Here is a 23,357-nt window from a genome sequence, read left to right on the forward strand (position 1 = left end):
CGCGGTCGGCGCATCCTCGAAGAGTGACGACGACCTTACCGCTCGCGGAGCTTTCGGATCGGCAGCAGGCAATCCTCAGCCTGGCCCGCGGGGCGGGGCGCGTCGGGGTGGAGGAGCTGGCGGCGCGTTTCGCCGTCAGCCCGCAGACCATCCGCAAGGACCTCAACCTGCTGCGCGACCTCGGGCTGCTGGCGCGGCAGCATGGCGGGGCGATGCTGGCCTCGGGCGTGGCCAATGCCTCCTACGAGGCACGACGGGCGCTGGCGCATGAGGGGAAGCGGCGGATCGCGGCGCGCTGCGCGGCGCTGATCCCGGATGGCTCCTCGCTCTTCATCAACATCGGCACGACGACGGAGGAGGTGGCGCGGGCGCTGACGCGGCATCGCGATCTGCTCGTTGTCACCAACAACATCCATGTCGTCTCCATCCTGCTGCCCAGCCCGGGGGTGGAGGTGGTGGTCGCTGGCGGGCCGGTGCGGCGTAGCGATGGCGGCATCGCGGGGGAGGCGACGGTCGACCTCGTCTCCGAGTTCAAGCTGGATTTCGCCGTGATCGGCGCTTCCGCCCTCGATGAGGATGGCAGCCTGCTGGATTACGATTATCGGGAGGTGCGGGTGTCGCGCGCCATCCTCGGCAATGCGCGGCAGCCGATCCTGGTGGCGGATGCGGGGAAGTTCGAGCGTTCGGCGCCGATCCGCATCGGCCATGTGCGGCAGCTGCACACCGTGGTGATGGACCGGGCGCCGCCGCCGCGCTTTGCCGAAGCCTGCCAGGAGGCGGGGACGCGCGTGGAGCTGGCGGAAAGCGAAACCCGGTGAGGCGCGGTTAGGGCGCGGAATTTTCGCTTGCGCTTTCGGTTTGGCTGGGGAAGCATCGCTTCAAGGGTCAGGGAAGGTTGCGTGACAGCAATGGGCAACAGCCAGGTTCAGGATCTCCTCGTCATCGGCGGGGGCGTGAATGGCTGCGGTATCGCCCGCGACGCGGTGGGGCGGGGCCTTTCCGTGATCCTCGCAGAAAAGGGCGACCTGGCAGGCGCGACTTCCTCCTCCTCCACCAAGCTGATCCATGGCGGGCTGCGCTACCTGGAATACCGGGAATTCCGCCTGGTGCGGGAGGCGCTGATCGAGCGCGAGGTGCTGCTGCGAGCGGCGCCGCACATCGTCTGGCCGCTGCGCTTCGTGCTGCCGCACAATGTGGGGCAGCGGCCCTGGCCGATCCTGCGGCTCGGGCTCTTCCTCTACGACCATCTGGGTGGGCGGCGCATCCTGCCGCCGACGCGGAGCATCGACCTGCGGCGGGACCCGGTAGGCGCGCCGCTGAAGCCGCAGCTGACGCGAGGTTTCGAGTATTCCGACTGCTGGGTCGAGGATGCGCGGCTCGTCGTGCTGAATGCGCGGGATGCGGCGGACCGGGGTGCGACGGTGCTGACGCGGACGCGCGTCGTCTCGGCCCGGCGCGAGGGCGGGCTGTGGCACGCCACGTTGCGCGACGAGGACAGTGGCGCGGTGCAGGACGTGCGGGCGCGGGCGCTGGTGAATGCGGCAGGGCCTTGGGTGGGCTCGGTGCTGGGCGGCGTTGCGGGCGTGAATACGCCGGCGCGGGTCAGGATGGTGAAGGGCAGCCATATCGTTACCCGGCGGCTCTATGACCACGACCGTTGCTATATCTTCCAGAATCCGGATGGCCGAATCTGCTTCTCGATCCCCTATGAGGAAGACTTCATGCTCATCGGCACGACCGATGAGGAGTTCGAGGGCGATCCGGCGACGGCGAAGATCTCGGAGGCCGAGACCTCCTATCTCTGCCGCGCGGTGAGCGAGTATTTCCGCCAGCCTGTCACGCCTGCCGATGTGGTCTGGAGCTATTCCGGCGTGCGGCCACTTTATGACGACGGCGCCAGCCGGGCGCAGGAGGCGACGCGCGACTACGTCCTCAAGATCGACGAGGCGGAGGGCGGGGCACCGCTGCTCAGCGTCTTCGGCGGCAAGATCACCACCTTCCGGCGGCTGGCCGAGGCGGCGATGGCGAAATTGGCGCCGCATTTCCCTGGGATGAAGCCGGGCTGGACGGATGCTGCCTCGCTGCCGGGAGGCGACTTCCCCTGGGACGGGGCGCCGGCGCTCGTCGAGGCGCTGCTGCGGGACTACCCCTTCCTCAAGGCCAAGCTGGCACGGCGGCTCATCCGGCACTATGGCACGCGGGCCATGCGGATGTTGGGCGACGCGCGCAGCATGGAGGATCTCGGCCGGCATTTCGGCGCGGGGCTGACGGCCCGCGAGGTGGATTGGCAGATGCGCGAGGAATGGGCCCGCGCACCGGCCGATGTGCTGTGGCGGCGGACCAAGCTGGGGCTGAGGGTCGACCAGGCGGGGCAGGCGGCGCTGGCGGAGTACATGGACGCGGCGCGCGCTGTGGCCGGGAGGGCGGCGGAATGACGGTGCGGGCGGACGGGCTGGCGCTCTCCTCCGGCGGCGAGGCTGTGCTGCACCCGGTGACGCTGGAGCTGCGTCCGGGGCTGCCGAATGTGCTGCTCGGCCCGACCGGCGCGGGCAAGACGACGCTGCTGCGGCTGCTGGCGGGGCTCGACCGTCCGAGCGAGGGACGGCTCTTCGCCGAGGGACGCGAGGTGACGGGCCAGCCGGTGCGCAGGCGGAGCGTCGCCATGGTTTACCAGCAGTTCATCAACTACCCGACGCTCTCGGTCTTCGAGAACATCGCCTCGCCGTTGCGCGTGGCGGGGCTGAAGCGGGCGGAGATCGAGCAGCGGGTGCGCGAGGCGGCGCGGGTGCTGAGGCTGGAGCCCTATCTGGCGCGGCGGCCAATGGAACTCTCCGGCGGACAGCAGCAGCGGACGGCGATCGCGCGGGCGCTCGTCAAGCGGGCGGCGCTGGTGCTGATGGACGAGCCACTGGCCAACCTCGACTACAAGCTGCGCGAGGAATTGCGGGAGGAGCTGCCGAAGCTTTTCGCCGAGAGCGGCTCGGTCTTCGTCTACGCAACGACGGAGCCTGCGGAGGCGCTGCTGCTGGGTGGGTTCGTCGCTACGCTCTCGGAAGGGCGGGTTACGCAGTTCGGGCGGGCGGGTGAGGTGTTCCGGCGCCCGGGCGATCTCGCCACGGCGCGGGTCTTCTCCGATCCGCCGCTGAACGAGGCGCCGGCGCGGGCCGAGGGCGGGCGGCTGGTGCTCGCCACGGGCGCGGTGATGCCGGCGCCGGCGGGCGTCGCCGATGGGGCCTGCACCATCGGCATCCGCGCGCATCAGGTCTCGCTGGAGCCGTTGCCGGGCGCGGTCGACCTGCCGGCGGTGGTGCGCGTCGCCGAAGTGACGGGCTCCGAGACCTATGTGCACTGCAGCTTCGACGGCATGGACTGGGTGGTGCTCACGCCCGGCGTGCAGCGGCCGGAGCCGGGGCAGGAGGTGACGCTCTGGCTCGACCCGCAGCGCTGCCTGGTCTTCGGCGCGGACGGGAAGCTCGCCGCGGTCGCGGCGCTGGCGGAGGCCGCCTGATGGCCCGCATCGCCTTCGAGCGCCTGGCGCATGGCTATCCCGGCAGCAGCGCCTATGCGCTGAAGCCGATGGACATGGTCTGGGAGGATGCCGGCGCCTATGCGCTGCTCGGGCCGTCCGGCTGCGGCAAGACGACGCTGCTCAACATCGTCTCCGGCCTGCTGCGGCCGCGCGAGGGGCGGGTGCTGTTCGACGGGCAGGACGTGACGGGGCTCTCGACCGAGCGACGCAACGTGGCGCAGGTGTTCCAATTCCCTGTTGTCTACGACACGATGACGATGCGGGAGAATCTGGCCTTCCCGCTGCGCAACCGTGGCGTGCCGGCGGCGGCGGCGCGGGCGCGGGTCGAGCATGTGGCGGGGCTGCTCGGGCTGAGCGGGATGCTCGACCGGCGGGCGCGCAACCTCGGTGCCGACGACAAGCAGAAGATCTCGCTCGGGCGGGGCCTCGTCCGCGACGACGTCGCCGCCATCCTGTTCGACGAGCCGCTGACGGTCATCGACCCGCACCTGAAGTGGGAGCTGCGCTCGCGGCTGAAGGAGCTGCATCGCCAGGTGCCGGTGACGATGATCTACGTCACCCATGACCAGACCGAGGCGCTGACCTTCGCCGACCGGGTCGTGGTGATGAGCGAGGGTGAGGTGGTACAGGTCGGCACGCCGGAGGCGCTGTTCGACCGGCCGGCGCATACCTTCGTAGGCCACTTCATCGGCTCGCCGGGGATGAATTTCCTGCCCTGCGCGGTGGAGGGCGATACCGCCACCCTCGCGGGTGGGCACCGCGTCGGGTTGCCGCGTGGCTATGGGGCGTTGGCGGGCAAGGTGGAACTCGGCATCAGGCCGGAATTCGCCGCCATCGCGCGGGACGGGCTGCCGGTGACGGTGCGGCGCGTCGAGGATCTCGGGCGGCGGCGCATTGCCCGGGTGGAGCTGGACGGGGTGCCCTTCGCGGCCACCCTGCCGGAGGGGATGGCGGTGCCGGCGGAGCCGCGCCTCGCCCTCGATCCGCGCCGCCTGCATGTCTATGCCGATGGCCGCCTGGCCGAAGGGGAGGGCTGAGCGATGGCCAAGCCGCTCGACAACCGCGCCTGGTTCCTGGTGCTGCCGGTGGTGGCGTTGGTCGCCTTCTCCGCCCTCATCCCGGTGATGACGGTGGTGAACTACTCGGTGCAGGACAGCTTCGGGAACAACGAGTTCTTCTGGAACGGCACCGGCTGGTTCAAGGAGCTGCTGGACCCCTCGACCGATCTCGGTGGGCGGTTCTTCGACGCGCTGTGGCGGACGCTGCTGTTCAGCGCGATCTGCCTGGCCATCGAGGTGCCGCTCGGCATCGGCGTGGCGCTCACCCTGCCGCGCCGTGGCTGGGGCGTCGCCGCCTCGCTGGTGCTGCTGGCGCTGCCGCTGCTGATTCCCTGGAACGTGGTCGGCACCATCTGGCAGGTCTTCGCGCGGCGCGACATCGGCCTGCTCGGCGCGGCGGTGAACGGGCTCGGCATCGAGTACAATTATGCGCAGACGCCGCTGGCGGCCTGGGTGACGGTGGTCGCCATGGATGTGTGGCACTGGACCTCGCTGGTCGTGCTGCTTTGCTATGCGGGGCTCAGGGCGATCCCCGATGCCTATTACCAGGCGGCGAAGGTGGATGGGGCGAGCAGCTGGGCAGTGTTCCGCGCCATCCAGCTGCCGAAGATGCAGCGGGTGCTGACCATCGCCGTCCTGCTGCGCTTCATGGACAGCTTCATGATCTATACCGAGCCTTTCGTCGTCACCGGCGGCGGGCCGGGCAATGCCACGACCTTCCTCTCGATCGACCTGGTGAAGATCGCGCTCGGGCAGTTCGACCTCGGCAAGGCGGCGGCGATGTCGATCGTCTACAACCTGATCGTGCTGACGGTGTGCTGGGTGTTCTTCGCCACCACGACCCGCAGCCAGAGCGAGGCAGTGCAGTGAGCGGCGCGGCCCTGGCCCCGGCCTCCCTCGCCGCGACGCGCGCCCCGGCCGAGAGCGGCGCGCTGCGCGCCGCGGTGCCGCGGGTCGTGCTGGTGCTCTACATCCTGTTCCTGCTCGTGCCGATCTACTGGCTCGTCAACATGAGCCTGAAGACCAATCTCGAGATCAACTCCGGGATGACGCTCTGGCCGCAGAACCCGACGCTGGAGCATTACCGGCGCATCTTCACCGATGCCTCCTGGTACAGCGGCTACATCAACAGCCTGACCTATGTGGCGCTGAACACGCTGATCTCGCTCGCCGTGGCGCTGCCGGCGGCCTATGCCTTCAGCCGCTACCGCTTCCTCGGCGACAAGCACCTGTTCTTCTGGCTGCTGTCGAACCGGATGGCGCCGCCGGCGGTCTTCGCGCTGCCCTTCTTCCAGCTCTACAGCGCGGTCGGGCTGTTCGACACGCCCTGGGCGGTGGCCCTCGCCCATTGCCTGTTCAACATCCCGCTCGCGGTCTGGATCCTCGAGGGCTTCATGTCCGGCGTGCCGCGCGAGATCGACGAGACGGCGGCGATCGACGGCTGGTCCTTCCCGGCCTTCTTCATCCGCCACTTCCTGCCGCTCGTCGCGGGCGGCGTCGGTGTCGCGGCCTTCTTCTGCTTCATGTTCTCCTGGGTGGAGCTGCTGCTGGCCCGCACCCTGACGACGGTCAACGCCAAGCCGATCGTCGCGACGATGACCCGCACCGTCTCGGCGGCGGGGATGGATTGGGGGCTGCTCTCGGCGGCCGGCGTGCTGACCATCATCCCCGGCGCCATCGTCATCTGGTTCGTCCGCAACCACATCGCGCGCGGCTTCGCCCTAGGGCGCGTATAGGAAGGCGGCTGTGATGACCCTCGGCTGGATGGCCTGGACCTGGCAGACGGCGCTGTTCTTCGCGTTGCTGTTCTGCGTGCTGGCGGCGATGACGACGCTTGCCGCGCTGCGGCCGGAGCGGGACCGCATCGGCATGCTGGGATTGCCGACGACGCGCGGCGACCGGCTGTTCCTGACGCTGCTCGGCGCCGCCTTCATCCATCTCGGCTGGCTGGCCCTGGCCGGTGATGCGCCGCTCTGGGGGGCGAGCATCGTCTCCCTTATCTATGGAGCGATCCTGTTTCGCTGGGCCTGACCGAAGGCGGCGGGTCACGGCCGGCCGCGCAACGACCAAAGGGAGGAAAACAGATGAATGCCATGACACCGATGGGCCGCCGGACGTGGCTGCTCGGCAGCGCCGCGGTGCTCGCCGCGCCGGTGCTGCTCCGGCCGAGCCATTCCGTCGCGCAGGGCGTCGATGCCGCACGGCGCTGGGTCGCCGAGGAGTTCCAGCCCTCGACGCTCTCGCAAGAGCAACAGATGCAGGAGATGGAGTGGTTCGCCCGCGCTGCGCAGCCCTTCCGTGGCCAGGAGATCAACGTCGTCTCCGAGACCATCACCACCCATGAGTACGAAGCCCGCACGCTGGCGCGCGCCTTCTCCGAGATCACCGGCATCCGCCTGAGGCACGACCTGCTGCAGGAAGGCGACGTGGTCGAGAAGCTGCAGACGCAGATGCAATCCGGCCGCAATGTCTATGACGCCTGGGTCAACGACAGCGACCTGATCGGCACGCATTTCCGCTACCAGCAGGCGGTACCGCTGACCGACTGGATGGCGGGCGAGGGCAAGGATCAGACCCTGCCGACCCTCGACCTCGGGGATTTCATCGGCCGCAGCTTCGGCACCGGGCCGGACGGCAAGCTCTACCAGCTGCCCGACCAGCAATTCGCCAATGTCTACTGGTTCCGCTACGACTGGTTCAACCGGCCGGCCATTAAGGAGGCCTTCAGGCGGCAGTTCGGCTACGACCTCGGCGTGCCGGTGAACTGGTCCGCCTATGAGGACATCGCCGAGTTCTTCACCAACACGGTGAAGGAGATCGATGGGGTCAAGGTCTATGGCCACATGGACTACGGCAAGAAGGACCCCTCGCTCGGCTGGCGCTTCACCGATGCCTGGCTCTCCATGGCGGGCAATGGCGACCGCGGCATCCCGAACGGCAAGCCGGTCGACGAGTGGGGCATCCGCATGGAGGGCTGCCGCCCGACCGGCTCCTCCATCGAGCGCGGCGGCGACACCAACGGGCCGGCGGCGGTCTACTCCATCACCAAGTATGTGGAGTGGCTGAAGAAGTATGCCCCGCCCGAGGCGGCCGGCATGACCTTCTCCGAGAGCGGCCCGGTGCCGGCGCAGGGCAACATCGCGCAGCAGATGTTCTGGTACACCGCCTTCACCGCCGACATGGTGAAGCCGGGCCTCGCGGTGATGAACCCGGACGGCACGCCGCGCTGGCGCATGGCGCCCTCGCCGAAGGGAGCCTACTGGAAGGAGGGGATGAAGCTCGGCTACCAGGATGCCGGGTCCTGGACGCTGCTGAAGTCCACCCCAGTCGATCGCCGCCGCGCGGCCTGGCTCTACGCGCAGTTCTGCGTCTCGAAGTCGACCAGCCTGAAGAAGAGCCATGTCGGCCTCACCTTCATCCGCGAGAGCGACATCTGGCACCAGTCCTTCACCGACCGTGCCAAGCAGCTCGGCGGGCTGATCGAGTTCTACCGCTCGCCGGCCCGGGTGCAGTGGACGCCGACGGGGGTGAACATCCCAGACTATCCGCGCTTGGCGCAGCTCTGGTGGCAGAACATCGGCGACGCCTCCTCCGGCGCGAAGACGCCGCAGGCGGCGATGGACTCGCTGGCGGCGGCCCAGGACAGCGTGCTGGAGCGGCTGCAGCGCGCCAATGTCCAGGGCGAGTGTGGCCCGCGGCTCAACCCGCGCACCACGGCCGAGCAGTGGTACGAGCGGGCGGAAAAGGACGGCAACGTCGCCCCGCAGCGGCGGCTCGCCAACGAGAAGCCGCAGGGCGAGACGGTTGACTACGACAAGCTCATCCAAAGCTGGCCGGCCAACCCGCCGCGCCGCGGCTGATCCCAAGGGCGGGGGCTTCGGCCCCCGCCAACCATGCAGCGGAGGTTTCGCCGATGCCCGCCGAAGGCCATATCCTCGCCCTCGACCAGGGCACCACCTCCACCCGCGCGATCGTCTTCCGCACGCCCGACCTTGCGCCCGTTGCCTCGGCGCAGCAGGAATTCGCGCAGTATTACCCGCATTCCGGCTGGGTGGAGCATGAGGCGGAGGATCTCTGGGAAACCTCGCTCGCGGTGATGCGGGAGGCGATCGGCAAGGCGGGGCTCACGCCCGCGCAGATCGCCGGCATCGGTATCGCCAACCAGCGGGAGACGACGCTGGTCTGGGACCGGTGCACCGGCCGGCCGATCCACCGCGCTATCGTCTGGCAGGACCGCCGGACGGCCGCCACCTGCGCGGCGCTGCGCGAGGCGGGGCATGCGGCGGCCGTCGCGGCGACGACGGGGCTGCTGATCGACCCCTATTTCTCCGCGACCAAGATCGCCTGGATGCTCGATGCCGTGCCCGGCGCGCGGGCCGTGGCGGAGCGGGGCGAGCTGGCCTTCGGCACGGTCGATGCCTTCCTGCTTTGGCGGCTGACCGAGGGGCGGGTGCATGCGACGGATGCCACCAATGCGGCACGCACCATGCTCTTCGACATCCGCGCCGGCGCCTGGGATGCGGCGATGTGCGACCTGTTCCGCGTGCCGATGGGGATGCTGCCGGAGGTGCGCGACTGCGCCGCGGAGTTCGGGGCGACGACGCTGCTCGGTGCCGCGATCCCCGTGCTCGGCATCGCCGGGGACCAGCAGGCGGCGACAGTGGGGCAGGCCTGCTTCGAGCCGGGGATGGTGAAGTCGACCTATGGCACGGGCTGCTTCGCCCTGTTGAATACGGGTGAGGCGCCGGTCGCTTCCAGCCATCGGCTGCTGACGACCATCGCCTATCAACTGCGCGGCCAGCGGACCTATGCGCTGGAAGGGGCGATCTTCGTGGCCGGGGCGGCGGTGCAATGGCTGCGCGACGGGCTCGGCATCATCAAGGATGCGGCGGAGAGCGGCGCGCTGGCGGCGCAGTCGGACCCGGCGGGGCGGCTCTACTTGGTGCCGGCCTTCGTCGGCCTCGGCGTGCCGCATTGGGATGCGGAGGCGCGCGGCACCATTCATGGGCTGACCCGCGCCTCGGGCCGGGCGGATTTCGCCCGTGCCGCGCTGGAGAGCGTCGGCTACCAGACGCGCGACTTGGTGGAGGCAATGCAGGCCGATATGGGAGCCGGGGCGAGGGCGGTGCTGCGCGTCGATGGCGGCATGGTCGCCTCTGACTGGACGATGCAGTTCCTGGCCGATGTGCTGGGCGCGCCGGTGGATCGGCCGATCATCCGCGAGACGACGGCGCTGGGGGCCGCCTACCTCGCCGGCCTGCAGGCGGAGCTTTGCCCGGAGCCGGCGGAGTTCGCGGCGCGCTGGCAGCTCGACCGGCGGTTCAGCCCGGCCATGGCCGAGGCCGAGCGGGAGGCGGCCTATCGCGGCTGGCGGCGGGCGGTGCAGCGGACGCTATCGGAAGGCGCCACCTAGCAGCCGGTGATGCGGCCGGAGGCGATGCAGTCTTGGTAGCCCATCGCCGCCTGAAGGGCAGGGAAGAGGAAGTACCCGCCGACCATCACGGCGACGATGACTCCGAGGGCGATCAGGCCGATCAGGTCGGGGCGTGGGCGGTTCGGCAAGGCGGGGGTCCGGACGGGGAGGCGTCAGCCTAGCCCCTGCGGCTGGACCCTTCCAGGCGGCGCGCCTAGGCTTGTCCGTAATCCATAAGCCTTCGAGGAAACATCATGGCCCGTCATCGCTGGCCCCTGCCGCCCGGCGATACGGCCGGGAGCCTGCCGCCCGCGGAGCCTCCCATGCCCTGGGCGCTGCTCGCCGCGGCCTGTTTCGGCATGTTCGCCGCCTCCTCCAGTGGCACGACGCGGGCGCCCTTCCTGCTCGAGATGTCGCGCGACCTGGCGACGAGCCTGCCTCTGGTCGGCAACCTCATGGCTGTCACCTCGATTGCCTGGGGCATCGCCTCGGTGCTGGCGGGGGCGGGATCGGATCGCTGGGGGCGGCGGCCCTTCCTGATCGGCGGGCCGGTGGCGCTGGCGCTGTGCCTGCTGGGCGTCGCGGGGGCGGGCAGCTTCCTTTGGGTTGCGATCTGGGGCGCGCTGGCGGGCGCCTGCGCGGGCGCCTTCACCGGGGTGCTGATGGCCGAGGCCTCGGCGCGGGTGGTGGACCGGCAGCGCGGGCGGGCGCTGGGCTGGGTGATGGCGGGGCAGTCGCTGACCCTGCTGGTCGGGGTGCCGATGGCGGCCTGGATCGGCGCCTCGCTCGGTTGGCGAGGCGTGAACCAGGTGGTGGCGGGGGTGGCGCTGCTGGCGGGCCTCGCGCTTTGGGTGACGACACTGCGGCCGGCCTCAGGCGGGTCGGGCCTGCGCAAGGCGGGGGTGGTGCGGGGCAGGGCGCTCACCGGGCCGGTGCTGCGGCTGCTGACGATGGGGGTGGCGGAGCGGATCTGCTACGGGCTCATTGCCGTCTATTTCGCTACCTTCCTGCAATCCTCCTATGGACTGTCGCTGGCTGGCGTGGTGGTGCCGCTGGCGGTCTTCGCGCTGGGCAGCATCCTCGGCACGGTGCTGGGCGGGCAGCTGGCGGACCGGCTCGGCAACCGGCGGCTGACCTTCGCCGGGGCGATGTTCGGCTCGGCGGTGCTGGCGGTCGCGCTGTTCGGCTGGCTGCCGGGGCTGGAGGGATCGGTCGCCCTCGGCTTCGCTTATGTCTTTGTCAATGCCATTGCCCGGCCGAGCCTGATGGCGGCGCTGGCCGAAGTGCCGGAGGATGTGCGGGGCACGGTCCTCGGGCTGAACGTCACCTCGGCGAGCGTCGGATGGCTGGGCGCGGCGGCGCTCGGGAGCTGGATGATCGCCCAGCACGGCTTCGCCGGCTTCGGGCCGCTGGCGGCGGGGATCGGGGTATTCGGCGGGCTGCTGGCGGTGATGGGGCGGCGTTAGGCCTTCGCCTTATCCGCCGCCCGCTTCTCCGCGATGACATTGGCGAGCGCCCGCAGCGCCTCCGGCACGCCTTCCTGCGTTGCGCCGGAAAGCAGCAGCACCGGCCGGCCGACGGCACGCTCCAGCGCCTTCAGCCGGCTGGTGCGGGCCTGGGGCGTCATCGCATCCAGCTTGTTGAGAGCCACCAGCTCTGGCTTTTCGGCGAGGCCGTTGCCATAGCCCTCCAGCTCCTCCCGCACAGTGCGCCAGGCGCCGGCCGGGTCCGGCTGGCTGCCGTCAATCAGGTGCAGCAGCACGGCGCAGCGCTCGATATGACCGAGGAAGCGGTCGCCAAGCCCGGCGCCCTCATGCGCGCCCTCGATCAGACCGGGGATGTCGGCGAGGACGAATTCCTCCGAGGCGTTGAGCCGGACAACGCCGAGCTGCGGGTGGAGCGTGGTGAAGGGATAGTCGGCAATCTTTGGCTTGGCGGCGCTGACGGCGGCCAGGAAGGTCGATTTTCCGGCATTCGGCAGGCCGACCAGCCCGGCATCGGCGATCAGCTTGAGGCGGAGCCAGAGCCATTTCTCCTCGCCCGGCCAGCCCTTGTCGGCGCGGCGCGGGGCGCGGTTGGTGCTGGTCTTGTAGTGGGCATTGCCATGGCCGCCATCGCCGCCCTGGGCGATCACTACCCGGGCACCGGGCGCGTCGAGATCGGCGAGCAGCGTCTCCTTGTCCTCGGCGAAGATCTGCGTGCCGATCGGCACCTTGAGGACGACATCCTCGCTGCCGGCGCCGGTGCGGTCCTGCCCGGCGCCGTTGCCGCCCTTGCGGGCCTTGAAGTGCTGGGCGTAGCGGTAGTCGATCAGCGTATTGAGGCCATCGACGGCCTCCACCACCACATTGCCGCCGCGGCCGCCATTGCCGCCGTCGGGGCCGCCGAATTCGATGTATTTCTCGCGGCGGAAGGCGATGACGCCGTCGCCGCCATCGCCGGCCTTCACCCAGACCTTGGCTTCATCGAGGAATTTCATGGTGGGGCTTGGACCCTTAGGAATAAAAAAGGGGGCCTTGCGGCCCCCTTCGCGTCACCGCAACGGGTGAGACTTACTCAGCGGCCTGGGCGACCGGCAGCACGGAAACATGCACGCGGCCCTCGGCCTTGCGCTCGAACTTTACGGTGCCGTCGACCATCGCATGCAGCGAATGGGTGCGGCCCACGCCGACATTGCGGCCGGCCAGCATCTTCGTGCCGCGCTGGGTGACGATGATGTTGCCGGCGCGGACGACCTGCCCACCGAACAGCTTCACGCCGAGGCGCTTGCCGGCGCTGTCGCGCCCGTTGCGGGAGGAGCCGCCTGCCTTCTTATGTGCCATGGAGAATTCTCCTTCTCGTTCAGGCCGCGGCGATGTCGGCGATGCGGAGGACCGTGAGGTCCTGGCGATGGCCCCGCTTGCGGCGGCTGTTCTGCCGGCGGCGCTTCTTCAGGATGATCACCTTCTCGCCGCGCGCGTGCTTCTCGACGGTCGCGGTGACGCTGGCGCCGGGGACGGTGGGTGCACCGAGGGTCAGGCCGGCCTCGCCGCCGATGGCCAGCACATCATGAAAGGTGATGGTGGCGCCGGGCTCGGCTTCGAGCTTCTCGACGGTGAGCACCGCGTTCGGCGTCACCCGGTACTGCTTTCCGCCGGTGCGGATCACTGCGAAGGTCATCGTGCGGCCTCAACTGGTCGCGCCAGGATCATAGGCCGGGGTCGGCGCTGCCCCGGGCAAGGGTTCGGTTATGGGATCGGCCAAAAGAGGCCGCCGGCGGAGCCAGGGCGCCGCCGGGAGGCGAGGCATATAGACGGGACTCCCCGGACGGTCAACCACGCAGGCTCAACTGGCGCGGGCCCGGAACAGCAGGGCAAGGCCGGCGAGCGTCACGAGGCCGCCCGCCACATCCGTCCAGCCCAGCACCTCGCCGAGCAGGGCCCAGCCGAGCAGGGCGGCCACCGGCGGGGCGAGCAGCTGCAAGGCGGCCGCCGTCGCCGGCGGCAGGCGCTTCAGCATGGTGAAGTAGAGCGCATAGCCGCCGATGCCGACCACCAGCACCCCATAGGCAAGGGAGAAGATGGCGACCGGGCTCGGCGTCCCGGGCAGGCGGGTTTCGACCAGGCTGGCGAGGAGGATCAGCGCCAGCGCCGCCACCGCTGCCTGGACGGCATTGGCGGTCCATGCGTCGACCCGCCCGCGTGCCGGGGCGAAGATGAGGATGCCCGCCGCCTGGGAAAGCGCCCCGCCGAGCGCCAGCAGCACTCCATGCAGCTCGAATCCCGCCGCGCCACGCCCCGCGCCGAGCACTGCGACGCCGAGCCAGCCGAGGGCGAGCCCGGCCCAGGCCAGTGCCGGCACGCGGCGGCCGAGGAAGATCGCCTCGCCGAGCGCCACGAAGAGCGGCGCGGTGGAGGATAGCAGGGCGACCAGGCCGGAAGGGAGGGTCAGCGCGGCTAGCCAAGCCCCCGCCAGGTAGCCGGCCGAGCCAAAAAGCCCCATCGCCCCGAGCCGCGCCCCGTCCCGCCGTCCCGGCCAGCGCAGCCCGCGCCAGGCGAGCACCCCGCCGAGCAGCAGCGCCACCAGGCAGAAGCGGATCGCCAGCGCCCAGAGCGGCGGCCATTCCGGCACCAGCCCCTTGATGGCGGTGAAGGCGGAGGCCCAGATCAGGACGAAGAGCAGACCGAGCCCGAAACCCGCCAAGGCCGCTACTCCGCCGGCAGGCTCCGCCGGGCGAGCGCCGCCTCCAGCGTGTTCTCGAGCAGGCAGGCGATGGTCATCGGCCCGACGCCGCCCGGCACTGGGGTGATGGCCGCGGCCCGCGACAGCGCCTCGGCAAAGGCGACATCGCCGACCAGCTTGCCATCGCCGCCGCGATTGATGCCGACATCGATGACGGTGGCGCCCTCCGCCACCCAGTCGCCGCGCACCAGCTCTGCCTGGCCGACGGCGGCGACCAGGATCTCCGCCCGCCGGCATTCGCCCGGAAGGTCGCGGGTGCGGGAGTGGACGACGGTGACGGTGCAGTCGGCGGCGAGCAGCAATTGCAGCATCGGCCGGCCGACGATCTGGCTGCGGCCGAGCACGACGGCGCGGGCGCCAGGCAGGGGCGTGCCGGCCTCGCGCAGCAGGTGCATCACTCCCTTCGGCGTGCAGGGCACGAGGCCGGGCTGGCGGCTGGCCAGCCGCCCGGCATTCACCGGATGGAAGCCGTCCACATCCTTCGCCGGGTCGACCGCGGCGATGACCGCATCGGCCCTGATCTGCGGCGGCAGCGGGAGCTGGACGAGGATGCCGTCCACCGCCGGGTCGGCGTTCAGCCGGGCGATGAGGGCAAGCAGGCTGGATTCGCACGTCTCGGCGGGCAGGTGGATGGTGGCGCTGTCGAAGCCGGCGGCGAGCGCAGCACGGTCCTTGTTGCGGACATAGACGCCGCTCGCCGGGTCCTCGCCGATGCGGACGACGCGCAGCCCCGGGCGGAAGGGCAAGGTGGCAATGCGCTCGGCGAGGCCGGCACGCAGGCGCTCCGCCACGGCCTTGCCGTCGATGATCCGTGCCGTCATGCCCAACCCCTCACCCTTGCGGCCAGCGCATCGGCATTGCCCGCGATCTGCACCAGCTTCTCCCGCGCGGCCAAACCCTGGAGGATGCTGACCGCCGAGGCGGGCAGGCCGAGCGCCGCGGCGAGGGCGGCGCAGACCGCGCGGTTGGCCCGCCCATCCTCCGCTGCCTCGGTGACGGCGAGGCGGAGCCGCGGCCCGTCCACCCCAGGCGCCAGCCCGCCGATGCCAGGCCGGCGCGCGCGGGGCTGCACCTTCACGCGAAGGGTGACGCCCTCAGGGCACGGCCGCCACCAGTCATCGGTCAAAAATACATCCCGTTCAGGAAGAGCGAGCGGCGGATGGCACCCAGCAGCATCTGGCAGGCGGTGATCAGCAGCAGCACCACCAGCGGCGAGAGATCGATGGAGCCGAAATTCGGCAGCACCCTGCGGACGCGGCCGAAGAGCGGCTCCGTCACCCTGTAGAGGAAATCGGCGATCATCCAGACGATGCGGTTGCGTGTATCGAGCACGCCGAAATTGACCAGCAGCTGCACCACAACGGCGAGCATCACCGCCCACCACAGCAAGTCCAGCACCGCGCCGGCCAGGTAGAACACCACATCCAGGAACATGCCGATGACCTTGGTTTGGGCCGGAGCCGTGGAACGCGGCCGCAACCTAATGATGGGCACAGCATGGGACAAGCGGGCTTGACTCGGAGGCCGTGCAAGGGCATCTAGCGCGCCCTGCGGGACCCCAAGCCCGCGGGTTGGTACGGGGCTGTAGCTCAGTTGGGAGAGCGCGTCGTTCGCAATGACGAGGTCAGCGGTTCGATCCCGCTCAGCTCCACCACCCGCCCTTTCGTGGCGCCCCTGGCCGAAGCCTTTCGCCGCAACCGCCACCGGGGTCTGCTGCCATCGTGACATCGTCGCCCGATTTCCCGCCGCTCCGCACGGAGCGTCTGGTCCTGCGCCCGCTCCGCCTCGAGGATGCGACGGCGCTGCATCGCCTGGTCAACGACTGGGAGGTGGCAAAGAACCTCGCCCGCGTGCGCTACCCCTATGAGCTGGCCCGGGCCGAAGAGTGGATCCGCTCCACCTGGGCCCAGATCGCCGCCGGCGAGGCTTGGCACTTGGCGATCACCGGCGAGGAGGGGGGGCCGGAGGGCCAGGTCGAGCGGCTGGTCGGCTGCGTGGCGCTGACCCTCGATACCGACCGAAAGGGGGCGGAGCTCGGATACTGGGTCGGGCGGAAGTTCTGGGGCCACGGCGTGGCGACGGAGGCCGCCGTGGCGCTCTGCCGCTGGGCGCTGGAGACGCAGGGTATCGCTGCGATTCGCGCCAGCGCGCTGAAGGACAATGTGCGCTCTGCCGCCGTCCTGCAGCGGGTCGGGTTGCGGCCGGCGGGGGAGGCGATGCAGACCTTCCTCTCCCGCGGCGGGCCGATGCCGGTGCTGCTCTTCCGGGCGGAGCGCGAGGCGCTGCTGGCCCTGGCCGCCACCGAGGCACCGTTGCGGACGGAGAAGCCGGTCCTGCTGGTCGCCGCCGTCGCCCTGGTCGATCCGGACGGGCGGGTGCTGCTGGCGCGGCGGCCGGAGGGGAAGCCGCTCGCCGGCCTCTGGGAATTCCCGGGCGGCAAGGTGAAGCCGGGCGAGAGCCCCGAGGCGGCGCTGATCCGCGAATTGAAGGAAGAGCTCGACATCGATGTCAGTGAGAGCTGCCTAGCGCCCTTCACCTTCGCCTCGCACGGCTACGATGCCTTCCACCTGATGATGCCACTCTATCTCTGCCGCAAATGGGGCGGGATGGTGCGGCCGGTGGAGGGGCAGGCACTGGCCTGGGTGAAGCCGCGGCAGATGGGTGGTTATGCCATGCCGCCGGCGGACAAGCCGCTGGTGGCGATGCTGCAGGACTTCCTGTAGCCGCCAACGAAAAGGGGCGCCCGAAGGCGCCCCTTCCCATCTCGACGCTGATCGCCGCTGCTTAGCGCAGCACGATCTCGACACGGCGGTTCTGCGGCTCGCGCACGCCATCCGCGGTCGGGACCAGCGGGCGGCTCTCACCGAAGGCCGTCACGCTGATGTCGTTGCGGCTGACGCCCTGCGCCACCAGCTCGGCGGCGACCGCATCGGCGCGGCGCTGCGACAGGCGCTGGTTGTACTGCGGCGTGCCGGAGCGGTCGGCATGGCCGGCCACCTCGATGCGCGTCGCCTGCACGCGGCGGGAGTTCTGCGCCGCCTCGCTGATGATCTCGCGGGCGCGGGTGGTGAGGTCCGCCCGATCCCAGTCGAAGAACACCAGATAGGTCCGCGCCGGAGCCGGGGCCTGGGCGGCCTGCGGCGGGGCGGCGACGACCGGCGGCGGGGCCGGCGGCGGCTGGAATAGCGCGTAGCGCAGGCCGAGCATGACCGAGTGGTTGTAGTTGTCGGCCTCGATCTTGCCGGACTGCAAGCGGGCGCCGGTGGCGGTGCTGACAGTGGTCGCCAGCTCGGGCTGCAGCGTGCCGAAGAAGCGGTACTCGGCGGTCAGCGACAGGCCGGTGACGCCGACCCAGGTGAGCGGCACGGCTGCACCGACGATGCCCTGGAAGGCGAACTGGCCGTCGTCGCCATCGGCGCTGATGACCCGGTTGCCCGTGCCCACGCCACGGATGTTCTTCCAGTCGGTCCAGGCATAACCGGCGCCGATACCGATATAGGGCTGCACGATGCTCTGGCCCAGGCCGAAATTGGCGAGGTCGAAGTCATAGAAGACGTTCGCCATCACGCCATAGGTAGTCTGGAAGCCACCGACGCGGGATACCGGCGCCAGGCCGAAGCCACGGATGCTGTCGACTTCGTTGTTGCGGTAGTTGCCCTCGATTTCAGCCCGGACACCATTGCCGAAGCCCCAGCCAAGGCTCACCACGCCGGTCCAGCCGACGTTGAAGTTGGCCTTGCCAGCATTGTTGATGGTGGTGTTCGGCGCCAGGCCGAAGTTGCCGGGGAGGGTATCGCCGCTCAGGTCGAACTTTGAGGGGTTGTTGATCCAGTTCGCACCGGCACCGGCGCCGATATAGAGGCCGGTCACCGGCTGGGCGCTGGCCGTGCCAATCGACGCCAGCAGGGGGGCCGAGACCAGGGCGGTGGCCAGCAGTGCCCGTTTCAGACTCATCCGTATTGCTCCAAGCAAGAGACACAACCCGCCGGGCACCGGCCATCCGGTTCGGCGTGGGGTGCGTTCCCACGTTTGAAGAAAAAATTTGAGGTCTAGTTCACTGTCGAAAACGCGACCGACAGGCTTGTGGCATTCAGGCCACAGTTGGGTTACACGGCGAAACAGCCAGTAGGATGCAGTTTCCCGGAACGAAAAAAGGGGCGCCCGAGGGCGCCCCTTCCAATCTCCGTGAGAAGAAGGTGCTGCTTAGCGCAGCACGATCTCGACACGGCGGTTCTGCGGCTCGCGCACGCCGTCCGCAGTCGGGACCAGCGGACGGCTCTCGCCGAAGGCAGTGACCATGATGTCGTTGCGGCTCACGCCCTGGCGAACCAGCTCGGCGGCGACCGCATCGGCGCGGCGCTGCGACAGGCGCTGGTTGTACTGCGGGGTGCCCGAACGGTCGGCATGGCCGGCCACTTCGATGCGGGTGGACTGCACGCTGCGGGCGGCGCCGGCAGCCTCGGAGATGATCTGCCGAGCGCGGTCGGTCAGGTCCGCGCGATCCCAGTCGAAGAAGACCAAGTAGGTGCGGGCCACGGTCGGCGCCGGGGCAACCGGCGGGGCGGCCACGACCGGCGGCGGGGCAACCGGCGTGTTGAAGGCGTAGCGAATGCCGATCAGCGCGCTGTGGTTGTAGTTGGTCGGCTTGTAGGTGCCGCCCGGGGCGCCCACGACGCTGGTGCGGTCGACGTTCAGCTTCGGCTCGAGCGTACCGTAGAAGCGGTACTCGGCGGTCAGGGCGAGGCCCGGAACCGGCAGGGCGAAGGCGGCGCCGGCGATGCCCTGGTAGGCAAGGCGGCCGTCGGTGTCCTCGATCCGGTAGCGGCTGCCGCCCGGGCCTTCAATGTTCGCCTTGTCGACATCCACCCAGCCGTAGCCGACGCCGACGCCGAGATACGGAATGACCGGCAGGCCGAGGTTGAAGTCGTACAGGACATTCGCCATCGCAGCGTAGTTGCGGAGGTAGCCGCTGTTGCCACGGACGGCGCCACCGTTGCTGGTGATGCTGCGGATGTCGTTGGTGCGGTAGCTGCCCTCGATCTCGGCGCGAAGGCCGTTGCCGAAGCCCCAGCCGATGGAGGCGAGGCCGACGGCACCGATGTCGTCGAACTTCGTCTTGACGCCGTTGTTGTTCGAATCCTGGTGGATGTTCAAACCGCCGCCGGCCCCGATGTAGAGGCCGGAGACCGGCTGCGCCTGCGCGGCGACCGGCAGCGCCAGCACCGTCGCGGCCAGAAGGGCCTTCCTGAGGGTCATCGAAATCTCTCCTCGGTTCACGAAACGCCTGTGTCGCGACGCCTACCGTGGATTTGAGACGGCGACAGCGCTGCGTTCAGGGAACCTAACACCGCGAGCGTGAACCTGCATCGGGGGCCCGACCATTTCCGCATCGATGTGGCAAGGACGCCACAGTGGGTAATGGCAAATACATCACAGCCCCAGCAGGGCAGCGCCGTCATCGAGGGTGGAAAGGGTGCCAAGGGCCAGCAACTTGTTGGCATGGCCCAATTTCCGGCCCGGACGGGCTTCGGCCTTGCCATACCAGTGCGGCACTACGTCCCGCTTACGCAGCAGGCCTGGCCACCGGGCCAGGCCGTCAGGCCCGACAAGGTTCTTCATGACAACGTCGTGATGACGCGTGGCCGCAGCCAGCGGAAGGCCGGCGACGGCGCGGACATGCTGCTCGAACTGGCTGGCAGCGCAGCCGTCCATCGTCCAATGGCCCGAATTATGAGGCCGCGGGGCGATCTCGTTGCCCAGCAGGCGGCCATCCGGCAGGACGAACAGCTCCAGCGCCAGCACACCGACCAAGCCCAGCGTCTCGGCGACTCGCAGCGCATGGCCGCACGCGGCGTCCGCCACCGGCAGCCGCGCCGGAGCGAAGCTGAGGTCGAGGATGTGATCGCAGTGGCGATTCTCCACCGCATCGTAGACGGCAGAGGCACCGTCCTCGCCGCGGGCGGCAATGGCGGAGACCTCGGCGACGAAGGGAACGAAGGCTTCGAGGATCAGCGGCTTCGGTGCGAGGCGGGCGAAGGCAGCCGCGGCCTCGTCCGGGTTGCGGATCACCGCCTGGCCACGGCCGTCATAGCCGAGTCGCGTGGTCTTCAGCACGGCGGGCAGGCCGATCTCCTGAAGGGCCGTGGCGAGTCCCGCCTCATCCTCCACCGCACGCCAGGGGGCGACGGGGACGCCGGCGCGCTCGAGGAAGGCCTTCTCCGCCAGGCGGTCCTGGCAGATTCGCAGTACCTCGACGCCGGGCCGGCAGGGGGCGAGGGGGGCAAGAGCGGCCAGCGTTCCGGCCGGGACATTCTCGAACTCGAAGGTGACGACGTCGACGGCCGCAGCAAACCGGGCCAGGGCGGCTTCGTCCTCATAAGGGGCGACAGTGGCGGCAGCGGCCACCTGCATGCCGGGGCTTTCTGCCTCCGGCGCATAGACATGGCAGCGGTAGCCGAGCCGCGCCGCCGTCAGGGCCGACATCCGCCCGAGCTGCCCGCCGCCGAGGATGCCGATGGTGCTGCCGGGGGGCAGCGGCGCGGTCATGCTGGCTCCTCCGGCACGCCCTCAGTCTGTGCCGCGCGCCAAGCATCGAGCCGGGTGGCGAGGTCAGGGTCAGAAAGGGCAAGGATGGCGGCGGCCATCAGCCCGGCATTGATGGCGCCGGCCTTGCCGATGGCGAGCGTGCCCACAGGGATGCCACCCGGCATCTGGACGATGGAGAGAAGGCTATCCATGCCCTTCAACGCATGGCTCTCGACCGGCACGCCAAGCACCGGCAGCGGCGTCATCGCCGCCGCCATGCCCGGCAGGTGCGCCGCGCCGCCGGCCCCGGCGATGATGACCTTGAGGCCGCGGCCGCGTGCCTCGGCGGCATAGGCATGCAGCCGCTCCGGGGTGCGGTGGGCGGAGACCACGCGGGTCTCGTGCGGGATGCGGAGCTTCTCCAGCACCTCCGCGGCATGGCGCATCGTCTCCCAGTCGGAGCGGCTGCCCATGATGACGCCGACCAGGGGGCTCACGGAGGCCGGGCTCATGCGCTGATATCGGGCAGAAGCCGGCTTTCCAGCCAGGCGATCTCGTCCTTCAGCTTCAGCTTGCGCTTCTTGAGGCGCTGGACCTGGAGCTGGTCCGTCAGGCTGTCCGACAGCCGGGCAATGACCGTGTCGAGGTCGCGATGTTCGCTCCGCATCTCGTGCAGGCGTCGCAACAGGCTGTCTCGGTCATCGAGCATCGGCGTTCAGGCTCGTGGCTGGACGGTGAAGGAAAGGATGCAATCCGGGCGCGGAGGCCATTACCATGCTCCGGCGCGGGCGCAACAGCGGGCGATAGGCCGTTGGATCGCCTCGGCGCACCCCAGGACGGAAAAGGAGATGTCCGCATGATGACTTCGCCACGGCTCCGGTCCCTTGAAGACAAGCATGCCATCCTCGAGCGGGCGATCGGCGCGCAGGACGCGCGCCCCCGACCGGATGAGCTGGAGCTGGCGCGGCTGAAGCGGGAGAAGCTGCGGCTGAAGGAAGAGATCGAGAAGCTGCGCCGGGCCAGCTGAGGCTCAGGAGCACGGCGGGCGGTGCGGCCGGAGTTCGCCGGCCGCACCGCCTTCTCAGGCCGCCGAATCCTCGGCGGTGTCCGGCAGCGGGGGCGGCACGGCGCCCGGACGCTCGCCAGCGGCGATCAGCGCGGCATTCAGGTCAGACTGGGTGCAAAGGCCGAGGATCACAGGATCCCGCGCCTTGATGTTGGCGCTGTTCCAATGCGTTCGGTCGCGCACCTTGGCGATGGTGTCCTTGGTGGTGCCGAGCAGCTTGCCGACAGCGGTATCCGAAAGCTGGGGATAGTGGCGGATCAGCCAAGCGATGCCGTCCGGCCGGTCATTGCGCTTTGAGACGGGCGTGTAGCGGGCACCCTTGCCGCGGGCCTTCGGCGCCGGGAGGCTGGACGACTGGATCTGCAGCCGGAGCGCGGGATTGGCCTCGCAGCGGGCGATCTCCTCGCGGGTGAGCTGGCCGTTCAGCACCGGGTCGTAGCCGATGATGCCCTGGGCCACCTCGCCATCGGCGATCGCCTGGACTTCCAGCGGATGCATGCCCACAAAATCGGCGACCTGTTCGAAGGTCAGGGAGGTCTTGTCGATCAGCCACACGGCGGTGGCCTTCGGCATCAGCGGCTGGGTCATTGAGCGAACCTATCAGAGCAGTGCCGGCGGGGCGGGGCCCTTCACTGCGGCTTGGCGTGGCATATAGAGGCGGCATTGGGCGGGGTCAAAGCCCGCGCGTCACACGAGGTGCCACATGATCGAGGAGGAAATCCCGCGCCCGGCAGCCAGCCGGCTCACACCGGCGGTCCTGGACCGATGGGATGTGGTGGAGTTGCAACGCTATATTGCAGACCTGCGGGCCGAGGTCGCCCGGGCGGAGGCCGCCATCGCGGCGCGGCAGGCACATCGCAGCGCAGCGGATGCCTTCTTCAAGAAACCCGGGACATAGAAAAAGCCGGCGGGGTTGCCCCCGCCGGCCGGTCAAGGACCATCTGTCCCGCTCAGGCAGCCTGGGCCTGCGGCGCCTGATCCTGGCTGCCTTCATTGGCGATCACCGGACGGCCAGGCTGCACCGGGATGCGGCGGGGCTTCAGCGCCTCGGGCACCACGCGCTTCAGCGCGAGCTGGAGCAGGCCATGCTCAAGGTTAGCGCCATCGACCACGATGTGGTCGGCCAGCGCGAAGCGGCGCTCGAAGGCACGGCCGGCGATGCCGCGATGCAGGTAGCTGCGGCCTTCCTCCGTCTGCGGCGCACGGCCGGCGACGGTCAGCACATTGTCCCGCGCCACGATCTCGAGGTCGTCCGGGCCGAAGCCGGCCACGGCCATGGTCAGGACATAGCTGTCCTCACCGACCTTCTCGATGTTGTACGGGGGGTAACCCTGCGGGTCCTGCGAGGCACGCGCGGTCTCAAGCGTGCGGGCCAGCCGGTCGAAGCCGATGGCAGTGCGGAGCAGAGGGGCGAAATCGAGAGTATTCATACGCGGAACCTCCTTGATGGAAGCAAGGTCCTGATTATGCCGGCGACTCCTGCCTTCATCGGCCCCATACGGGCGCCGTGTATGGCAGTGAACCGCGCCAAAAGCCCCGTTCGGG

28 protein-coding genes and 1 tRNA gene are annotated in these 23,357 nt (G+C 69.7%); 14 read left to right on the forward strand and 15 right to left on the reverse strand.

Annotated elements, in window-relative coordinates; translation table 11 throughout:
• The first annotated feature begins 23 nt into the window (after positions 1 to 23).
• The 9 genes from JMJ56_RS10220 (at position 24) to glpK (ending at position 10,000) form a co-directional block, all read left to right on the forward strand.
• On the forward strand, positions 24 to 818 hold the full coding sequence (locus JMJ56_RS10220) for a DeoR/GlpR family DNA-binding transcription regulator (protein WP_202831531.1): 795 nt from the start codon (positions 24 to 26) through the stop codon (positions 816 to 818).
• A 90-nt stretch (positions 819 to 908) separates the two neighbouring features.
• Positions 909 to 2,435 (forward strand): glycerol-3-phosphate dehydrogenase, encoded by a 1,527-nt coding sequence (glpD, locus tag JMJ56_RS10225; RefSeq protein WP_202831794.1) that lies wholly within the window; start codon positions 909 to 911, stop codon positions 2,433 to 2,435.
• Positions 2,432 to 3,508, forward strand: coding sequence for an ABC transporter ATP-binding protein (locus JMJ56_RS10230; RefSeq protein ID WP_202831532.1), 1,077 nt, complete (start codon positions 2,432 to 2,434; stop codon positions 3,506 to 3,508). The genes glpD and JMJ56_RS10230 overlap by 4 nt, the downstream gene beginning before the upstream one ends.
• Entirely contained in the window at positions 3,508 to 4,566 is a 1,059-nt protein-coding gene (locus JMJ56_RS10235; RefSeq protein WP_202831533.1) for an ABC transporter ATP-binding protein, read from the forward strand. The genes JMJ56_RS10230 and JMJ56_RS10235 overlap by 1 nt, the downstream gene beginning before the upstream one ends.
• Positions 4,567 to 4,569: 3 nt before the next feature.
• Positions 4,570 to 5,457, forward strand: a complete 888-nt coding sequence (locus JMJ56_RS10240; RefSeq protein ID WP_202831534.1) for a carbohydrate ABC transporter permease — start codon at positions 4,570 to 4,572, stop codon at positions 5,455 to 5,457.
• Positions 5,454 to 6,323: a carbohydrate ABC transporter permease gene (locus JMJ56_RS10245; RefSeq protein ID WP_456318784.1), complete on the forward strand. Its 870-nt coding sequence runs from the start codon at positions 5,454 to 5,456 to the stop codon at positions 6,321 to 6,323. Before JMJ56_RS10240 ends, JMJ56_RS10245 begins: the two co-directional genes overlap by 4 nt.
• A gap of 13 nt (positions 6,324 to 6,336) precedes the next feature.
• A complete protein-coding gene (locus JMJ56_RS10250) occupies positions 6,337 to 6,618 on the forward strand; it encodes a DUF2160 domain-containing protein (protein WP_202831535.1) in 282 nt (93 codons plus the stop codon).
• Between the two features lie 53 nt (positions 6,619 to 6,671).
• On the forward strand, positions 6,672 to 8,447 hold the full coding sequence (locus tag JMJ56_RS10255; RefSeq protein ID WP_236037634.1) for an ABC transporter substrate-binding protein: 1,776 nt from the start codon (positions 6,672 to 6,674) through the stop codon (positions 8,445 to 8,447).
• Positions 8,448 to 8,500: 53 nt separating this feature from the next.
• Positions 8,501 to 10,000 carry a glycerol kinase GlpK gene (gene glpK / locus JMJ56_RS10260; protein ID WP_202831536.1) on the forward strand — a complete coding sequence of 500 codons (1,500 nt, stop codon included), beginning with the start codon at positions 8,501 to 8,503 and terminating at the stop codon, positions 9,998 to 10,000.
• Here glpK and JMJ56_RS10265 read toward each other — a convergent pair.
• The gene (locus JMJ56_RS10265; RefSeq protein ID WP_202831537.1) at positions 9,997 to 10,149 is read right to left on the reverse strand and encodes a hypothetical protein; all 153 of its coding nucleotides are present in this window, start codon (positions 10,147 to 10,149) and stop codon (positions 9,997 to 9,999) included. The genes glpK and JMJ56_RS10265 overlap by 4 nt on opposite strands.
• A gap of 105 nt (positions 10,150 to 10,254) precedes the next feature.
• Between JMJ56_RS10265 and JMJ56_RS10270 the strand changes: the two genes are divergently transcribed.
• Positions 10,255 to 11,466, forward strand: a complete 1,212-nt coding sequence (locus tag JMJ56_RS10270; RefSeq protein WP_202831538.1) for an MFS transporter — start codon at positions 10,255 to 10,257, stop codon at positions 11,464 to 11,466.
• Here the strand turns inward: JMJ56_RS10270 and obgE are convergent.
• From obgE to JMJ56_RS10305, 7 genes are all read right to left on the reverse strand, one after another.
• Complete coding sequence (obgE, locus tag JMJ56_RS10275) at positions 11,463 to 12,479, reverse strand: GTPase ObgE (RefSeq protein ID WP_202831539.1); 1,017 nt, start codon at positions 12,477 to 12,479, stop codon at positions 11,463 to 11,465. The two genes, JMJ56_RS10270 and obgE, sit on opposite strands and share 4 nt — an antisense overlap.
• A 73-nt stretch (positions 12,480 to 12,552) precedes the next feature.
• Positions 12,553 to 12,822 carry a 50S ribosomal protein L27 gene (gene rpmA, locus JMJ56_RS10280; protein ID WP_043358577.1) on the reverse strand — a complete coding sequence of 90 codons (270 nt, stop codon included), beginning with the start codon at positions 12,820 to 12,822 and terminating at the stop codon, positions 12,553 to 12,555.
• 19 nt (positions 12,823 to 12,841) lie between these two features.
• Positions 12,842 to 13,159: a 50S ribosomal protein L21 gene (gene rplU, locus JMJ56_RS10285; protein ID WP_202831540.1), complete on the reverse strand. Its 318-nt coding sequence runs from the start codon at positions 13,157 to 13,159 to the stop codon at positions 12,842 to 12,844.
• Between the two features lie 165 nt (positions 13,160 to 13,324).
• Positions 13,325 to 14,182 (reverse strand): DMT family transporter, encoded by an 858-nt coding sequence (locus tag JMJ56_RS10290; RefSeq protein WP_202831541.1) that lies wholly within the window; start codon positions 14,180 to 14,182, stop codon positions 13,325 to 13,327.
• Positions 14,183 to 14,187: 5 nt separating this feature from the next.
• Entirely contained in the window at positions 14,188 to 15,042 is an 855-nt protein-coding gene (gene folD, locus JMJ56_RS10295) for a bifunctional methylenetetrahydrofolate dehydrogenase/methenyltetrahydrofolate cyclohydrolase FolD (RefSeq protein ID WP_202831542.1), read from the reverse strand.
• Complete coding sequence (locus tag JMJ56_RS10300; protein WP_202831543.1) at positions 15,039 to 15,347, reverse strand: DUF167 domain-containing protein; 309 nt, start codon at positions 15,345 to 15,347, stop codon at positions 15,039 to 15,041. The genes folD and JMJ56_RS10300 overlap by 4 nt, the downstream gene beginning before the upstream one ends.
• Positions 15,344 to 15,655, reverse strand: a complete 312-nt coding sequence (locus tag JMJ56_RS10305; protein ID WP_043358570.1) for a YggT family protein — start codon at positions 15,653 to 15,655, stop codon at positions 15,344 to 15,346. The genes JMJ56_RS10300 and JMJ56_RS10305 overlap by 4 nt, the downstream gene beginning before the upstream one ends.
• 144 nt (positions 15,656 to 15,799) lie before the next feature.
• Between JMJ56_RS10305 and JMJ56_RS10310 the strand changes: the two genes are divergently transcribed.
• Together JMJ56_RS10310 and JMJ56_RS10315 are read left to right on the forward strand one after the other, a co-directional pair.
• Positions 15,800 to 15,875 (forward strand) — tRNA-Ala (locus tag JMJ56_RS10310).
• A 67-nt stretch (positions 15,876 to 15,942) separates the two neighbouring features.
• The gene (locus JMJ56_RS10315) at positions 15,943 to 16,944 is read left to right on the forward strand and encodes a bifunctional GNAT family N-acetyltransferase/(deoxy)nucleoside triphosphate pyrophosphohydrolase (protein WP_202831544.1); all 1,002 of its coding nucleotides are present in this window, start codon (positions 15,943 to 15,945) and stop codon (positions 16,942 to 16,944) included.
• A 61-nt stretch (positions 16,945 to 17,005) separates the two neighbouring features.
• Here the strand turns inward: JMJ56_RS10315 and JMJ56_RS10320 are convergent, their stop codons facing one another.
• The 5 genes from JMJ56_RS10320 to JMJ56_RS10340 all read right to left on the reverse strand — a co-directional run bounded on the left by JMJ56_RS10320 (position 17,006) and on the right by JMJ56_RS10340 (position 21,455).
• Entirely contained in the window at positions 17,006 to 18,175 is a 1,170-nt protein-coding gene (locus tag JMJ56_RS10320) for an OmpA family protein (RefSeq protein ID WP_202831545.1), read from the reverse strand.
• A gap of 249 nt (positions 18,176 to 18,424) precedes the next feature.
• Positions 18,425 to 19,477, reverse strand: coding sequence for an OmpA family protein (locus JMJ56_RS10325; RefSeq protein ID WP_202831546.1), 1,053 nt, complete (start codon positions 19,475 to 19,477; stop codon positions 18,425 to 18,427).
• A 174-nt stretch (positions 19,478 to 19,651) separates the two neighbouring features.
• On the reverse strand, positions 19,652 to 20,767 hold the full coding sequence (locus JMJ56_RS10330; RefSeq protein WP_202831547.1) for a 5-(carboxyamino)imidazole ribonucleotide synthase: 1,116 nt from the start codon (positions 20,765 to 20,767) through the stop codon (positions 19,652 to 19,654).
• Positions 20,764 to 21,258 (reverse strand): 5-(carboxyamino)imidazole ribonucleotide mutase, encoded by a 495-nt coding sequence (gene purE, locus JMJ56_RS10335; RefSeq protein WP_202831548.1) that lies wholly within the window; start codon positions 21,256 to 21,258, stop codon positions 20,764 to 20,766. The genes JMJ56_RS10330 and purE overlap by 4 nt, the downstream gene beginning before the upstream one ends.
• The gene (locus JMJ56_RS10340; protein ID WP_043358557.1) at positions 21,255 to 21,455 is read right to left on the reverse strand and encodes a YdcH family protein; all 201 of its coding nucleotides are present in this window, start codon (positions 21,453 to 21,455) and stop codon (positions 21,255 to 21,257) included. Before JMJ56_RS10340 ends, purE begins: the two co-directional genes overlap by 4 nt.
• Positions 21,456 to 21,602: 147 nt before the next feature.
• Here JMJ56_RS10340 and JMJ56_RS10345 point away from each other — a divergent pair, with 147 nt between their 5' ends.
• Positions 21,603 to 21,773: a YdcH family protein gene (locus JMJ56_RS10345; protein ID WP_082012263.1), complete on the forward strand. Its 171-nt coding sequence runs from the start codon at positions 21,603 to 21,605 to the stop codon at positions 21,771 to 21,773.
• Positions 21,774 to 21,827: 54 nt separating this feature from the next.
• Here JMJ56_RS10345 and JMJ56_RS10350 read toward each other — a convergent pair whose 3' ends face one another.
• On the reverse strand, positions 21,828 to 22,400 hold the full coding sequence (locus JMJ56_RS10350; RefSeq protein WP_202831549.1) for a DUF1013 domain-containing protein: 573 nt from the start codon (positions 22,398 to 22,400) through the stop codon (positions 21,828 to 21,830).
• A gap of 115 nt (positions 22,401 to 22,515) precedes the next feature.
• Here JMJ56_RS10350 and JMJ56_RS10355 point away from each other — a divergent pair, with 115 nt between their 5' ends.
• A complete protein-coding gene (locus JMJ56_RS10355) occupies positions 22,516 to 22,710 on the forward strand; it encodes a DUF1192 family protein (RefSeq protein ID WP_202831550.1) in 195 nt (64 codons plus the stop codon).
• A gap of 52 nt (positions 22,711 to 22,762) precedes the next feature.
• Here the strand turns inward: JMJ56_RS10355 and JMJ56_RS10360 are convergent, their stop codons facing one another.
• Complete coding sequence (locus tag JMJ56_RS10360) at positions 22,763 to 23,242, reverse strand: Hsp20 family protein (RefSeq protein ID WP_202831551.1); 480 nt, start codon at positions 23,240 to 23,242, stop codon at positions 22,763 to 22,765.
• Positions 23,243 to 23,357: the final 115 nt, after the last annotated feature.

Source organism: Belnapia arida, from assembly GCF_016773205.1.
GTDB classification, from domain to species: Bacteria; Pseudomonadota; Alphaproteobacteria; order Acetobacterales; family Acetobacteraceae; genus Belnapia; species Belnapia arida.